This is a genomic window from Providencia vermicola (genome assembly GCF_010748935.1).
Lineage (GTDB): Bacteria > Pseudomonadota > Gammaproteobacteria > Enterobacterales > Enterobacteriaceae > Providencia > Providencia zhejiangensis.
This window is the reverse complement of record NZ_CP048796.1, coordinates 430,912-446,634: the sequence shown is the minus strand read 5'-3', so window position 1 is coordinate 446,634 and position 15,723 is coordinate 430,912. Positions and strand designations below refer to the sequence as shown.

Here is a 15,723-nt window from a genome sequence, read left to right as displayed (position 1 = left end):
CTGATAAGATGGTGTCGAACTCACTAAAAATCAATCCTCTGGGTCATAACCTAAGTTAGGGGCAAGCCATCGTTCCAGCTCACTCACCGACATCCCCTTACGTTTCGCGTAATCCTCTATTTGGTCACGTTGCAGTTGAGCGACTGCAAAGTACTTGCTATCTGGGTGGCTAAAGTACCAACCTGACACTGAGGCTCCAGGCCACATCGCGTAAGAGCTTGTCAATTTCATCCCTATTTGATTTTCGACATCTAACAGCCGCCAAATTTTTTCTTTTTCCGTGTGTTCAGGACAAGCAGGATAGCCTGGCGCTGGACGAATACCTTGATATTTCTCACGAATAAGCTCTTCATTCGCTAAATTTTCTTCTGGCGCATAACCCCAATACTCTTTTCTCACCTGCTGATGTAAATACTCAGCAAATGCTTCGGCTAGCCTATCCGCCAAAGCTTTTAGCATGATCTTATTATAGTCATCATGTTGCTGCTCATACTGTTCCGCCAGCACATCCTCTTCTAAACCACCAGTAACGGCAAAAGCACCGATATAATCGGCTTTACCACTGCTTTTCGGTGCCACGAAATCAGATAAACAATAGTTCGGAAACTCTTTTTTCTCTGTCTGCTGACGTAAATTGAGTGCAACTGACTGCACACTATCACGGGCAGTAGAGTGATATATTTCAATATCATCCCCCACACGATTGGCAGGGAATAACCCTAAAATGCCTCTAGGGGTCAATGATTTCTCTTTAGCTAATTTATCTAACATATTATTAGCGTCACTTAGCAGTTTGCGCGCTTCTTCCCCTACCACCTCATCTTCTAAAATACGTGGGTACTTACCAGCAAGAGACCACGTCATAAAGAAAGGTGTCCAGTCAATATAGTGACGTAATGTCTCAATGGATGCCTTAACTTCTTTTACGCCTAAAAAACGCGGTACTGGCGGTTGATAATCTTGCCAGTTAATTTTCACAGGATTAGCACGGGCGACATCAAGAGAAACCGGCGGTGTTTTAGTTTTTTTACGGCCATGCTGTTCACGCACCACTTCATATTCACGACGGGTTCGTGCCACAAATTCGTCTTTTTGAGTGTCTGATAGTAAAGCAGAAACCACCCCAACAGTGCGTGATGCATTTTGCACATACGTGACGGAATGGCTGTAGTTTGGCTCTATTTTGACAGCGGTATGGGCTTTCGAGGTCGTGGCTCCACCAATCATCAACGGTAGAGTAAAGCCTTGGCGCTCCATCTCTTTAGCAACATGCACCATTTCATCTAATGAGGGAGTGATTAATCCTGAAAGCCCGATAATATCGACATTCTGCTCTCGAGCCGTTCTTAAAATTGTTTCACAAGGCACCATGACGCCTAAGTCTATAATTTCATAGTTATTACACTGTAAGACGACACCAACAATGTTTTTTCCAATGTCATGAACATCACCTTTTACCGTTGCGAGTAAAATTTTACCCGCGCTACTTCCCGCTTGCTTAAGCTCTTGAATATAAGGCTCTAAATAAGCAACGGCTTGTTTCATCACCCGAGCAGATTTTACCACTTGCGGAAGAAACATTTTCCCTTCACCAAATAAGTCTCCCACCACATTCATGCCATTCATGAGTGGCCCTTCAATCACTTCAATCGGGCTTGCCGCACGCTGACGTGCTTCTTCGGTATCTTGTGTAATAAATTCAGTAATGCCTTTAACTAAGGCATATTCTAAGCGCTTTTCAACATCCCATGAGCGCCATTCCGCCTGTTGAATCTGTTGTTCATCACTGTTGGTTTTGCGGTATTTTTCAGCGAGTTCGAGTAGACGTTCCGTACTGTCATCACGGCGGTTTAAAATGACATCTTCCACCGCCTCTTTTAACTCTGCGGGAAGATCATCATAGATAGCCAATTGTCCCGCATTGACAATTCCCATATCCATACCATTACGGATCGCGTAATAGAGGAATACGGCATGAATAGCCTCTCGCACAGGATCATTTCCTCTAAAGGAAAACGAAACGTTAGACACTCCACCAGAGATCATGGCATGCGGTAATTGCTGTTTGATATCCTGACAAACCTCAATAAAATCGACCGCATAGTTATTATGCTCTTCGATACCGGTTGCTACTGCAAAAATATTGGGGTCAAAAATAATATCTTCAGGCGGAAAACCAATCTGTTCGGTCAACACTTGATACGCACGGCGGCAAATTTCAATTTTTCGTTCGCGGGTATCTGCTTGGCCCACCTCATCAAAGGCCATCACAATAACGGCAGCACCGTATTTACGCACTAATTTGGCATGTTCAATAAAGGCGGCTTCCCCTTCCTTCATCGAAATTGAGTTAACAATGCCTTTGCCTTGAATACATTTAAGGCCCTTTTCAATCACATCCCACTTAGACGAGTCGATCATGATTGGCACACGTGCAATATCTGGCTCACCAGCAATCAGATTCAAAAAACGGACCATGGCCGCTTCTGAATCCAACATACCTTCATCCATGTTGATATCAATGATTTGAGCACCATTTTCCACTTGCTGACGAGCGATATCTAAAGCTTCTTGGTAATGACCCTCTTTAATGAGGCGTTTAAATTTTGCTGAACCCGTCACATTGGTCCGTTCACCCACATTAACAAATAATGATCCTTTACCAATATTCAGGGGTTCTAAGCCTGATAAACGACATTCAACAGCAAGTTCTGGCAATACTCTAGGGGGAATTCCTTTAACTGCTTCAGCCATCTTTTTGATATGTAAAGGTGTTGTTCCACAACACCCACCAACAATATTGAGAAAACCCGCCTGCGCCCATTCATGAATTTGAGCCGCCATGTTTTGTGCATCAAGGTCATATTCACCAAACGCATTTGGCAACCCCGCGTTAGGGTGTGCACTCACATAGCACTCAGCAATACGTGATAATTCAGAAACATATTGGCGTAATTCATCCGGCCCCAAGGCACAGTTCAAACCAAATGAAATAGGTTTAGCATGACGTAATGAGTTATAGAAAGCTTCGGTCGTTTGTCCCGATAACGTCCGTCCAGAGGCATCCGTGATCGTGCCTGAAATCATGACTGGCAACGTGATCCCTAAAGCTTCAAATTCGGTTTCAATCGCGAAAATAGCCGCTTTAGCATTTAACGTATCAAAAATGGTTTCGATCATGATCAAATCAACACCCCCTTTGATCAGTGATCGCGTTGATTCGCGGTATGCTTCAACCAGTTGATCAAAACTAATGTTTCGAAATGCGGGATCGTTAACATCCGGAGAAATAGACGCTGTTCGATTGGTCGGCCCCAGTACTCCCGCAACATAACGCGGTTGTTCGGGGGTTTTACGAGTCCACTCATCAGCACATTCACGAGCGATACGCGCGGCGACTTCATTAATTTCAGCAGACAAGGATTCCATTTTATAGTCCGCCATTGCGATCGTTGTTGAGTTGAAAGTATTAGTCTCAACAATATCAGCGCCTGCTTCAAAATATTGGTTGTGGATCTCACGAATGATTTCTGGCTGAGTTAAAACAAGTAGATCATTGTTTCCTTTTAGATCGCTAGGCCAATCCGCAAATCGTTCACCACGAAATTGTTCTTCAGTGAGTTTATGGCGTTGGATCATTGTCCCCATCGCCCCGTCCAGTACTAGGATTCTCTTTTGTAATTCTTGTTCTAACCTACTGATTTTATAACTCACTTTCCCTGCCTCCTAAAAAACAATAACCTTAGTCATAAGTTAAATTAGCGCTATGATAATCCTACCATAGTTTTTAGGTCGAGAAGCCCATGCCATGATGAGAGTTTCTCAGGTTGCATCAGATCTAATTTTTCACTGATCCGATGAGTATTTTGGGGTGAGATCATTCATAATAGAAACAAAAATTCATTCCAGTCAGGAGAGACTTAATGGCGACTGCATCAATCAGTAAAAAAATAAAAAAGGCAAAAGGGCCAGCAAGTGGCGCACCTGCGGCAGGTCAAGTCCAGTCATTAAGTCGTGGACTAACACTTTTGGAATATATTTCTGAATCAACGGGGGGAATTGCTTTAACGGATTTAGCCCTACAAGCAGGTTTACCCAATTCCACCACGCACCGTTTGCTCATGACGCTCGAACAGCATGGCTTTGTACGCCAAACAGGGGATCTTGGATTATGGGTTATTGCTTCTAATGCCTTTATTATTGGTAGTAGCTTCCTAGAGAGCCGTAATTTACTTGCTTTAGTTCACCCTATATTGCGTCGTTTAATGGAAGAGTCGGGTGAAACCGTCAATCTTGCCATTTTAGATCACAGTGAATTCGATGCTGTCATCGTCGATCAAGTACAATGTAATGCATTAATGCGCATGTCAGCGCCGATTGGGGGTAAACTACCGCTACATGCCTCAGGTGCGGGTAAAGCGTTTATTGCCAATCTTCCAGAAGAACAGCTGATTCCTTTGCTGAGTAAAAAAGGCCTCCACGCCTATACGCCCTATACATTAACCACCCCTTCGGCCTTAAAAGAAAACCTGCAACAGGCGAAAAAACAAGGGTTTTCCTACGATGATGAAGAGCATGCGTTAGGGTTAAGATGTATCGGCGCGTGTATTTATGATGAGCACAAAGAAGCCTTTGCTGCGATTTCAATCTCAGGGCCACTGTCACGTATCACCGATGATCGCGTGACTGAGCTGGGTGCGATGGTGATCAAAGCTGCGAAAGAGATCAGCCGTGAATATGGCGCAATCCGTTAACTAATCCCCCACATGCTGAACCTGTGGCCGCTCAAATTGGTTAGAAGAGAGAAAACGTGACATATCACGGTACTTTTCAATTAATGCTAACGCAATAGCCTCAGTTTCAGCATCGGCTTTCCCCTCAATATTGCCTGGACGGAAGTGCATTTGAAAAGCACGAATAATCTTTTGTGTCTGCGCATCAAGCTGACCGGATAACGGTACCTCGGCATAACCATAAAATCTCAATGCTTTCTGTAGCAACAACACATTACCGGGTTCATAGGCACTTCGACCCGATAAATAATTTGTGACCGTTGCTGCATCAGGCCAAGCACCAATGCCCTGTTTCGCTAATGTTTCCCAAGGAAAGGCTCTACCAGGATCTTCTTTACGCAATGGCGCAATATCACTATGACCAACAATATTCTGAGCCGGAATATTGTATCGCTGCATAATATCTTTAACTAATGGGATCAACGCTGAAATTTGAGACTGATTAAAAGGTGCCCATGTCTTATTACCTTTTTTGTCAACACTAAAACCCGCATTCACAATTTCAATACCAATGGAAATATCATTCAAGCCACTATGATACCGCCAGTGGCTATCACCCGCATGCCATGCTTTCAGTTCTTCTGGAACTAATTGTAATACGACGGGCCGGTTATCTTTCTGTGTAGGCTGACTAGGGATCAGATAATGGGAACTCACTTGCCCTTTAGTGAGCAAATAAATGGAATAATCATCATTAGAGACAGTGTAATGCAAAACCACATATTGAACTCTCTCACTGGTGTTACGTGATGGATAACTCGTATCAACATAATACCCCTGCCGTGAAGAGAGTGTCGAACAGCCTGAAATAATAAACACAAATAAAATTAATAAATTACGAGTCATTTGTTCAGCCCTTTATGGCGCGCCATCACACCGATGCCTATTCTACCTTTTTATCAGATCACAAAAAATATACAAAGCATCAATAGAACGCGAGGTTCGCTGCAAATGGCCTCAAAATGCGGCTACACCGCCTTGAGAATTTTGATGTCCAAATTTTAATATGATGTTTTCTTGAACCCATTGAAGAGTATTAATACATAGACTCGCTATCAATATTTGCCATTTTGATGCTCAATTTCACTTTTATGCAATGAGTCACATCGACTAAATACGGAGATAAGGATTAAGAATTAGCAGTCAATCATTAAGTAGAAGTGCGAGAATATACAAACAGAAAACGGCAAAGCAATGACAAGATAAATCGCGAGGATGTGGAACAACTATTTTCAAACAATGATTATTTATTAAAATATAATAGCAATACAGGGTCATTAATTAAGTAGAAACCGAATGTCAATTAACTTATCTGTCCTTTTAACGCTTAAGAATAACACTGTTAGTGTAAGATTTAAGCGTATCATTCATACTAAAGTAGTACTGAGATTAAAAATATATTTATTGAATAATAACCACTCTATTAAATTAATGGGTTGATATTATTTACATGAGTAACTGATTATTTAACACCAGTTACTCATCGATAAGATCAAACGCCTGTTAAGCATCGATGACCGAGCATATTGACTATCTTAGGTACAAAGAGGGATCTTGCCTCACGCTTAAGAAGCTTATTCAATTTCACACTAATTAATTATATTAATAAATATTAGATAGGAATAGTAATATAATGAATACAATATCCTATCTTATTGTTGAATAAATCGTCCGTTTTTCGTGCTCAATTTCGTTCGTGATGATACTCATGATATCTTTTATATCGATATCTAAAAAAACAACAATTTCAATAAGTTTATCTAAACTTAGCTTATTCACTCCACGCTCATAACGCGAAACTTGTTGCTGACTTAAATTAATAATATCGGCTAATTCGTTACCCGATAGCCCTCTTTTCATTCTTGCTTGCCGCAAATGATGACCTAATAAGGTATACACATCTTCTCTTTCTCTTATAGCCATACCCCTCTCCTAGAAAAAGAAATAAATAATTATTTTTTTATATTTTCTATTATAGGATCTCCATTTTTTATTAAAAATAGTTATCAACAATCAAACTTTAATAAATTGATAGATGATAATTATCATTTAACGTTTTTAAACTCTCATCTCTATTTTTTAAAAAGCAATTCATTGCTTTTTAATCATTTTTTATTTTCATAATCTTTTGAAATATTTTTATAGTTAATTATTTATACTTAACTTATTCATAACTGTTTACACTTTAAATAAGTCTAGAAATAGTTAGACACTTAAAACAATATTTCTAAAAACAAAAAATAGCTAATAACATATTTATAATATGACATAGATCATGATTTTAAATTCAATAGTAATAAAAGCCTCAGGAGTAAAAAACTTAACGCCAATAGAAATAAACACTTCCCCTAACTTAAAATCAAACGATCACACACAAACCAATGTTATGTTTTTAAAATACCCTCTTAACCAAAATTGACGCCTTTCGACCTTATAACGATGATCCCTACTTTATCTTGTAAGTAGCGGTTTAACTCTACATCCACAACTTTTAAATTTAATTTCAACGAGGATGCATTTCTAAAATAGATTTTATTGCCTTCACGAATCGCAATACCGACATGACTCACATCCAATTCCGGTTTATTCGAGTAAATACCAATATAGTCACCTGTTTGGAGTTTTTTCAGAACAGCCTCATCAATATACTGAGTTGGAATATAACTGATCGTTCGTGATGTAACAGGGAGACCTTGAATCAGCAATTGGCCATTGCCTTTTTGATTCAAATGCTTATGTACTTGTATCGTATGAGGGCTAATCTCCTGAGTCATATCAGACATCGCTTCATCAGCGGCCAACAGCCAATCAGTAAAAAAATGTCGCCGAGTGATATAGGCGATATTTTCTTCGCGGTATCGAGTCTTTTTTAAATTAGAAATAAAATCATCATAATTATCTGACTGCTTTAATGCTTCGGTATACTCAATGAATGTCATACAATCCATTGATTTTAAATTGACAACCAAGCTTTCCTTCTCTGAATCATGCGAATTCAACGTACGGTCATTATACGGTGTGCCTAGGAACATGGCTGTTATTAATTTCACGCGCTGCTCAGAGTCGAGCCCTTTGATATTATGTTGGATATCCTTCAATATTGATAACGACCCTGATTCTAAGACCGTTTCAGCCTTCGTTACCGAGCACATTAACACTAAAGCCACCGCAATAAATCGTTTAAGCATTGTATTCCTATTATTGGTGTTTTTATGAATAGAACGATATCTATCACTAGACAACAAATATCAGCGTAAATTCAGCCGCACAGCAATAAAACAACACCGTTTCACCTTTTCCTGAGACCTTAATAATCTTGATTCAGATCACAGATAGCTCGAAATTTGCATATCATCCATTGCAACTCTTACGATTTCAATAAACAATGTTACCGGTAACATTTGATGTAAAAAGAATATCATCAACACACTGAGTCGATAAAAACAGTGTTGGCTGATAGTAAAATCTCTATTGTGAGGTCTGTAATTATGAGCAATTCCAAAAAGATAGCGAGTAGCGTTCATCCAGAAATAATGCGAATAACCAAGCGTATTATCGAACGTTCAAAAAACACAAGGGAACAGTATCTACACAAAATTGAACAAGCTCAGCGTACAACAGTGCATCGTGCTGAGCTCGCTTGTGGTAATCTCGCCCATGGTTTTGCTGCCTGCCAACCTGAAGATAAAAACATCCTCAAGAGCCTGACACACTCCGATATCGCGATTATTAACGCCTACAATGACATGCTATCCGCCCATCGCCCTTACGATACCTATCCAGAGCGCTTGAAAGCCGCATTACGTGAATCGGGTGCTATTGGCCAAGTCGCTGCGGGTGTACCTGCAATGTGTGATGGTGTGACCCAAGGTCAGGATGGTATGGAACTCTCTTTACTCAGCCGTGATGTCATTGCAATGTCCACCGCAATAGGGCTTTCACACAACATGTTCGATGGCGCTTTATATCTTGGTATTTGCGATAAAATTGTTCCGGGCCTCATGATAGGCGCCTTATCTTTCGGGCACCTACCGGCCATTTTTGTTCCAGCAGGGCCTATGACCACAGGGCTACCAAATAAAGAAAAAGTGAGGATCCGCCAGCAATATGTTGAAGGGAAAGTCGATCGCAGTGCTTTACTCGAAGCAGAAGCGGCCTCTTATCACAGTATAGGCACCTGTACCTTCTACGGCACGGCTAACTCTAATCAAATGGTCATGGAGGTGATGGGGCTTCATTTACCCGGTTCATCATTTGTGCAGCCTGACACACCATTACGCCATGCTTTAACAGATGCCGCGGCTCGCCAAATTACTCGCCTAACCAAACAGTCAGGCAACTACCTGCCTATCGGCCAGCTAGTTGATGAAAAAGTGATTGTGAATGGCATCATAGCCTTACTCGCAACAGGAGGCTCAACCAATTTAACGATGCACCTGATTGCTATCGCTAAGGCCGCAGGTATTATGATTAATTGGGATGATTTCTCTGAATTATCCGCCATTATTCCCTTAATCTGTCGTATCTATCCGAACGGGCAAGCGGATATCAACCAATTTCAAGCGGCAGGCGGAGTTGCCCTGCTTGTTCATCAGCTGCTATCAAAAGGCCTACTTCATCATGATGTTAATACCGTTGCTGGTTATGGCCTTTCACACTACACCTTGGAACCATGGCTAAATAATGGGCAGTTAGAGTGGCGTGATGGTGCCAAAACCTCTTTTGACTTACAAGTCATCGCAGATATTCATCACCCCTTTTCTCAGCATGGCGGCACAAAGGTACTCTCTGGTAACTTAGGACGTGCGGTAATGAAAACATCCGCTATACCTGAAGAAAATCAAATAATTGAAGCGCCTGCCGTCGTATTTAATGATCAACACGCTATCCTCCCCGTTTTTGAATCCGGAGCATTGAATCGCGATTGTGTCATTATCGTTCGTTTCCAAGGCCCATCTGCAAATGGTATGCCTGAACTCCACAAATTAATGCCACCATTAGGTGTTTTAATGGACCGAGGCTATCAAGTCGCCTTGGTTACAGATGGTCGTTTATCTGGCGCATCAGGCAAAGTTCCATCAGCCATTCATGTCACTCCTGAAGCCAACAAAGGTGGCTTGCTCGCCAAGGTACAAGATGGAGATATGATACGTGTTAATGGTCTAACGGGTGAGCTAACGCTATTAGTCGATGAACATGAACTTGCGAAACGTCAAGCGTATCAACCTGATTTAAGTACCCAATATTCAGGTTGTGGCAGAGAACTATTTGGTGCACTGCGCCAGCATTGTTCGGGTGCGGAAGAAGGCGCTTGTAGTCTCAATTTTTAACTGTTTCAGTGGATTAGGAAAAGATTATGCAAAATTGGAAATTGTCGGCTGAGGATGTACTAAATACAGGTCCTGTCGTTCCCGTTATCGTCATTAATCAACTTGAGCACGCAATCCCTCTTGCAAAAGCACTCGTCAAAGGGGGGATTAAAGTACTCGAAGTGACGCTACGAACAGAATGTGCCATTGACGCGATTCGGCTTATCGCAAAAGAAGTTCCGGAAGCCATTATTGGTGCAGGCACTGTAATTAACGTTCAACAACTTGAAGCAGTCACCGAAGCTGGAGCGCAATTTGCTATTAGCCCAGGGCTAACGGAAGAGTTACTCTGTGCGGCAACTCAGGGCTGTATTCCTTTAATTCCAGGTATATCCACCGTTTCTGAATTAATGCTTGGAATGAATCATGGTTTGAAGGCATTTAAGTTCTTTCCTGCTGAAGCTAATGGCGGAATTAAAGCCCTGCAAGCCATCGCTGGCCCGTTCCCGCAAGTAAAATTCTGCCCGACGGGAGGGATATCTCCTGCCAATTATCGCGATTACCTCGCATTAAAAAGCGTACTATGTATTGGCGGCTCATGGCTAGTACCAGAGGATGCCTTGAAAGCCGGTGACTATCCGCGCATCACTCAATTAGCGGAAGAAGCCATTAAGGGCGCTAAGCTAGCATAAAATCTATACCGAGCCAGAGTTGATGACGACAGTGGCTCGGTATCTTAAGCTCAGTCACTATTTATACACACTTTTTCATGCGTAACACATCGGCAAAAGCGCAGTTCCTCTTGATACGCATAAACGTCCTCTATATGCCCACTACGGATCCTATTTTGTAAACTTTGCCAATATTCTGCCGTAAATAGATTTCCGTGCCGTTCTTGCAGATAGCCTCGTATTTTGGGGTCTTGGCATAAAAACAGCGCGAATTCCTCAGGAAAAACATCATGCTCTCCTACGCTATACCAAGGCTCTCCCGACAGCTCCTGCTCTGGATACATTGGCTCAGGGATACGTCGGAAATTCACCTCGGTCATATAACAAATTTCATCATAGTCATAAAAAACAACACGCCCATGCCGTGTCACGCCAAAGTTTTTAAACAACATATCACCAGGAAAAATATTCGCTGCGGCAAGCTGCTTGATTGCTTGACCATATTCATCAATAACATGGCGTAATTCCGCTTCATTGGCATCATCCATATAAATATTGAGAGGCGTCATCTTTCTTTCCATATACAAATGACGGATCAATATTTTGTCTCCTAAATCTTCAATTAATGACGGAGTTTCCTTTCGCAACTCCTCCATTAACTCATCACTGATATAGCGTTTATCTATGATAAAATTTTCAAATTCTTGGGTATCGGCCATGCGACCAACTCTGTCATGCTCCTTCACCAACCGATAGCACTCCTGTACGCGCGCTCTTGTGACCTCTTTTTGGGGGGCAAACTCGTCTTTAATCAACTTAAATACCCGATCAAATGACGGTGAAGTGAACACCAACATCACCATTCCTTTAACCCCCGGCGCTATTGTAAATTGTTCTCGAGAAAAATTAATAAAAGCCAAGTATTCACGGTAATACTCTGTTTTACCATGCTTTTGGCAGCCAATTGCCATATACAACTCAGCAATGGATTTACTGGGTAAAATTTCTCTTAACCAAAAAACTAATGCCGCAGGAAAAGGGGCATATACCATAAAATAAGAGCGAGCAAACCCAAAAACAATACTTGCTTCGTCAAATCCCGTTAAACAGGTGTCCACATAAAGGCTATTATCAGCGTCATGGTGGATAGGTAATAAAAATGGATGAACCTCATCATTAATAACGAGTTTACCCACTAGCCAAGCCGCTTTATTTCGATAAAATAATTCATTAACTATATGAAAAGAAACGCTTTCACATTGAATATTCGGGAAGCGGGAAATTAAGCTATCAACAATACATTGCACATCCCAATTTAAAGAACGCCACCGTAATCGTAATGGCAGCGCACTGAGTATCTCTTGTAACATAGTAAATAAACTGCCATTGACCAAATATTGCCGATCGAGTGGCCGGGGAAGATCACTAAAACGCCGTGCAGGTTGAGATGTGAATATAAACAAATTTTCTTGTGTCAGCTCGCGATGCTTAAACAGACGACAATATACTGAATTAAAAAAACTTTCCGCTATTTCAAAACGAGGGTAATTAGGTAACAGAGTGGTATAAACACGTTTGATGCTGGATAACATTTCCGGTGTTAATGACTGAACTAATCCCATAAATTGCAACTGAGCCACCACCAATCCAACATGATGGTCATAAAGTTGTATTCTTTGCTTCATCGCATCTTGGATTGCATGCCAATCAGCCCGCTCAAATCGTTCTTGTGCACCCGAGGTTATTTCTAAAAAACGACCATACTGAGCATCAAAACCCTGCAAGATTGTCTGAGCAATTATCTGTTCAGTCGATAGTGTCATAGTAGCTCCCGACAAAAAACGGCACTCGAAAGTGCCGAAAAAATAAAAAACAGATACACGTGAACAAAAGGAATCGATGTGTCACGTAGGCAAAAATTTGCCTTTTAGAACTGTTCTTCTTCTGTCGACCCCGTCAAGGCAGTGACTGACGATGTGCCACCTTGAATGACGGTTGTGACCTTATCAAAGTAACCCGTGCCCACCTCTTGTTGATGCGAAGAGAAAGTATATCCTTTATTAATAGCCGCAAATTCACGTTCTTGTACCTTCTCAACATAATGCTTCATTCCCTCTCCTTGCGCATATGCATGAGCTAAGTCAAACATGTTAAACCACATGCTATGAATCCCCGCTAAGGTGATAAATTGGAAACGGTACCCCATCGCTGAAAGTTCATCTTGGAAGCGTGCAATCGTTGCATCATCTAGATTCTTCTTCCAATTAAATGAAGGTGAACAGTTATAAGCCAATAATTTACCTGGGTATTTTGCATGAATCGCCTCAGCAAATTGGCGAGCAGCTTCCAAATCTGGCTTTGACGTTTCACACCAAACTAAATCGGCATATGGTGCATAAGCTAATCCACGGCTAATCGCTTGTTCGATCCCTGCTTTCGTACGGAAAAAGCCTTCATTGGTCCTTTCCCCTGTAATAAATTCAGCATCATAAGGATCACAGTCCGATGTTAAAAGATCAGCCGCATCCGCATCAGTTCTAGCGATCAGAATAGTTGCCACCCCTGAGACATCTGCTGCCAGTCGAGCGGCAACTAGTTTTTGTACCGCCTCTTGAGTTGGAACTAATACTTTTCCTCCCATATGGCCACACTTTTTAACCGCCGCTAGTTGATCTTCAAAGTGTACCGCCGCAGCCCCAGCTTCAATCATGCCTTTCATTAATTCAAAGGCATTAAGAACGCCACCAAAACCAGCTTCTGCATCAGCGACAATCGGTAAAAAGAAATCGATATATTCTTTATTTTCAGGTCCAATACCATTAGCCCACTGAATTTGATCCGCTCGACGGAACGTATTATTTATCTTTTTAACGACTGAAGGCACCGAATCCACGGGATATAACGATTGGTCAGGATACATACTTGAAGCCGTATTGGCATCCGCAGCGACTTGCCAACCAGAAAGATAGATAGCTTCAATGCCTGCTTTCGCTTGTTGTAATGCTTGACCGCCGGTTAATGCGCCCAACGCATTCACATAACCTTTTTTAGACTGGCCGTGAAGCTGCTCCCATAATCTTTGGGCTCCCTTGGTCGCAAGCGTATGTTCTGGGTTAACTGAACCACGCAGCTTCACCACTTCTTCAGCACTATAAGGGCGAGTAATGCCTTTCCAACGTGCTTTTTTCCATTCGTTCTCTAATTGGGTAATCTGCTCTGCGCGTGATATCGTCATGTTCGTATTCCTTATAATTTATGTAGGGTCTATGATGTTTTGTTCTATATTGATTACTGAATAAGTTGGTAGCCCGGCACAGTTAAAAATTCTATTAATTCATCCTGTGTTGTTATCCTGCGCATTAAATCTGCTGCTTCACGGAAACGACCATGTTGGAATTTTTGATCGCCAAGCTCTTGTTGAATGACTTGCAACTCTTCATCTAGCATCTCTTCAAACAGTGCTTTCGTGACTTTTTCACCATTTGAAAGTGACTTTCCATGACGTATCCATTGCCAAATAGAGGTACGAGATATTTCAGCCGTCGCGGCATCTTCCATCAAACCATAAATAGGTACACACCCATTCCCAGAGATCCAAGCTTCGATATATTGCACCGCAACACGGATATTGGCTCTCATACCAGCTTCAGTTCTCTCACCTTCACAAGGTTGTAATAGCTGTTGAGCACTAATCTCTTCATCGGATTCACGAGACACATCTAATTGATTTTTGCGTTCACCTAAAACGTGATTAAAAACGTCCATGACAGTGTCAGCCAACCCTGGATGTGCAACCCAAGAACCATCATGCCCATTGCGTGCTTCCAGCTCTTTATCCGCTTTAACTTTCGCTAAGATAGCCTTGTTTTCTTCCGCGTCTTTACTTGGAATAAAGGCTGACATGCCTCCCATCGCGAAAGCGCCTCTACGATGGCAAGTTTTAATTAATAAACGCGAATAAGCACTTAAAAAAGGTTGTGTCATCGTCACTACCTGACGATCAGGCAAGACTCTATCTGAATGCTCTTTTAATGTTTTGATATAACTAAAAATGTAATCCCAACGGCCACAGTTAAGCCCAACAATGTGATGACGCATGTGATATAAAATTTCATCCATTTGAAAAACAGCAGGCAGTGTTTCAATAAGAACGGTCGCTTTAATCGTTCCTCTTGGTAAACCAACGGTATCTTCAGCCGCGCTAAACACATCACTCCACCACTTAGCCTCTTGCCAAGACTCAAGTTTCGGTATGTAAAAATAAGGGCCACTTCCTTTTGCCAGTAACGCTGCATAGTTATGGAAAAAGTAGAGAGCGAAATCAAACAGGCCACCAGGAATTGGTTTTCCCTCGAGCAATACATGTTTTTCATCTAAATGCAGGCCACGCACACGGGCAATCAGGACTGCTGGATTAGATTTTAATTGGTAGACCTTTCCATTTTCATTGGTATAGGAGATATCCCCACGAATTGCATCTCTTAAATTTATTTGACCATCAATCAATTTATCCCATGACGGAGAAAGGGAATCTTCAAAGTCAGCCATAAAAACTTTTACATTGGCATTCAGTGCATTAATCACCATTTTGCGTTCAACAGGGCCAGTGATCTCGACTCGGCGATCACGCAAATCCTCAGGGATATTTTGAATTTTCCAGTCGGAATTTTTAATGGAATCACTTTCTGAAATAAAATCAGGTAACACGCCTGAGTCAATTTGCTGCTGTTTAACCTGCCGTTCTTTTAATAAAGATTCTCTTTTAGCTGAAAATTTTTCTGCAAGATCCGACAGAAAAGCGATAGCATCAGCCGTTAGCACCTCGCTATCTTGCTGATTAAAACTGTTTGTAAACGTTAATGTTGATGCTGATAACTGCTGGTCCATTAGTCAATCCTCATTCATGTCCGCCGATAGAATTAAGATTAACCTAAAATAAAAATAAATCAA

Annotated in this window: 10 protein-coding genes; 3 read left to right on the top strand and 7 right to left on the bottom strand. The window is 41.6% G+C overall.

Annotation, left to right across the window (positions count from 1 at the left end; genetic code table 11):
• Positions 1 to 30: 30 nt before the first annotated feature.
• Entirely contained in the window at positions 31 to 3,714 is a 3,684-nt protein-coding gene (gene metH / locus G3341_RS01915) for a methionine synthase (protein WP_163860573.1), read from the bottom strand.
• A gap of 209 nt (positions 3,715 to 3,923) precedes the next feature.
• On the opposite strand from metH, the gene iclR reads away from it, so the two are divergent.
• Entirely contained in the window at positions 3,924 to 4,754 is an 831-nt protein-coding gene (iclR, locus tag G3341_RS01910) for a glyoxylate bypass operon transcriptional repressor IclR (protein WP_004925895.1), read from the top strand.
• On the opposite strand, the gene G3341_RS01905 is transcribed toward iclR, so the two are convergent.
• The 3 genes from G3341_RS01905 to G3341_RS01895 form a co-directional block, all read right to left on the bottom strand.
• Entirely contained in the window at positions 4,755 to 5,639 is an 885-nt protein-coding gene (locus G3341_RS01905) for an N-acetylmuramoyl-L-alanine amidase (RefSeq protein WP_163860572.1), read from the bottom strand.
• Between the two features lie 801 nt (positions 5,640 to 6,440).
• Positions 6,441 to 6,716, bottom strand: coding sequence for a helix-turn-helix domain-containing protein (locus G3341_RS01900; RefSeq protein ID WP_196713961.1), 276 nt, complete (start codon positions 6,714 to 6,716; stop codon positions 6,441 to 6,443).
• A 482-nt stretch (positions 6,717 to 7,198) separates the two neighbouring features.
• Positions 7,199 to 7,981, bottom strand: a complete 783-nt coding sequence (locus G3341_RS01895; protein ID WP_154623062.1) for an N-acetylmuramoyl-L-alanine amidase-like domain-containing protein — start codon at positions 7,979 to 7,981, stop codon at positions 7,199 to 7,201.
• Positions 7,982 to 8,281: 300 nt separating this feature from the next.
• Here G3341_RS01895 and edd point away from each other — a divergent pair, with 300 nt between their 5' ends.
• A complete protein-coding gene (gene edd / locus G3341_RS01890) occupies positions 8,282 to 10,123 on the top strand; it encodes a phosphogluconate dehydratase (RefSeq protein ID WP_163860571.1) in 1,842 nt (613 codons plus the stop codon).
• Positions 10,124 to 10,149: 26 nt separating this feature from the next.
• Complete coding sequence (locus tag G3341_RS01885) at positions 10,150 to 10,794, top strand: bifunctional 4-hydroxy-2-oxoglutarate aldolase/2-dehydro-3-deoxy-phosphogluconate aldolase (RefSeq protein WP_154623064.1); 645 nt, start codon at positions 10,150 to 10,152, stop codon at positions 10,792 to 10,794.
• Between the two features lie 50 nt (positions 10,795 to 10,844).
• On the opposite strand, the gene aceK is transcribed toward G3341_RS01885, so the two are convergent.
• The 3 genes from aceK to aceB all read right to left on the bottom strand — a co-directional run bounded on the left by aceK (position 10,845) and on the right by aceB (position 15,660).
• On the bottom strand, positions 10,845 to 12,596 hold the full coding sequence (gene aceK, locus G3341_RS01880; RefSeq protein WP_163860570.1) for a bifunctional isocitrate dehydrogenase kinase/phosphatase: 1,752 nt from the start codon (positions 12,594 to 12,596) through the stop codon (positions 10,845 to 10,847).
• Positions 12,597 to 12,700: 104 nt separating this feature from the next.
• Entirely contained in the window at positions 12,701 to 14,008 is a 1,308-nt protein-coding gene (gene aceA, locus G3341_RS01875) for an isocitrate lyase (protein ID WP_154623066.1), read from the bottom strand.
• A gap of 53 nt (positions 14,009 to 14,061) precedes the next feature.
• Positions 14,062 to 15,660: a malate synthase A gene (aceB, locus tag G3341_RS01870; protein WP_154623067.1), complete on the bottom strand. Its 1,599-nt coding sequence runs from the start codon at positions 15,658 to 15,660 to the stop codon at positions 14,062 to 14,064.
• Positions 15,661 to 15,723 lie beyond the last annotated feature (63 nt).

What these genes read in the sequence shown, in the direction of transcription:
- iclR (WP_004925895.1), top strand. Translation starts at nt 3,924, where the DNA reads ATGGCGACTGCATCAATCAGTAAAAAAATAAAAAAGGCAAAAGGGCCA.
- G3341_RS01905 (WP_163860572.1), bottom strand. Translation starts at nt 5,639, where the DNA reads ATGACTCGTAATTTATTAATTTTATTTGTGTTTATTATTTCAGGCTGT.
- G3341_RS01900 (WP_196713961.1), bottom strand. Translation starts at nt 6,716, where the DNA reads ATGGCTATAAGAGAAAGAGAAGATGTGTATACCTTATTAGGTCATCAT.
- G3341_RS01895 (WP_154623062.1), bottom strand. Translation starts at nt 7,981, where the DNA reads ATGCTTAAACGATTTATTGCGGTGGCTTTAGTGTTAATGTGCTCGGTA.
- edd (WP_163860571.1), top strand. Translation starts at nt 8,282, where the DNA reads ATGAGCAATTCCAAAAAGATAGCGAGTAGCGTTCATCCAGAAATAATG.
- G3341_RS01885 (WP_154623064.1), top strand. Translation starts at nt 10,150, where the DNA reads ATGCAAAATTGGAAATTGTCGGCTGAGGATGTACTAAATACAGGTCCT.
- aceK (WP_163860570.1), bottom strand. Translation starts at nt 12,596, where the DNA reads ATGACACTATCGACTGAACAGATAATTGCTCAGACAATCTTGCAGGGT.
- aceA (WP_154623066.1), bottom strand. Translation starts at nt 14,008, where the DNA reads ATGACGATATCACGCGCAGAGCAGATTACCCAATTAGAGAACGAATGG.
- aceB (WP_154623067.1), bottom strand. Translation starts at nt 15,660, where the DNA reads ATGGACCAGCAGTTATCAGCATCAACATTAACGTTTACAAACAGTTTT.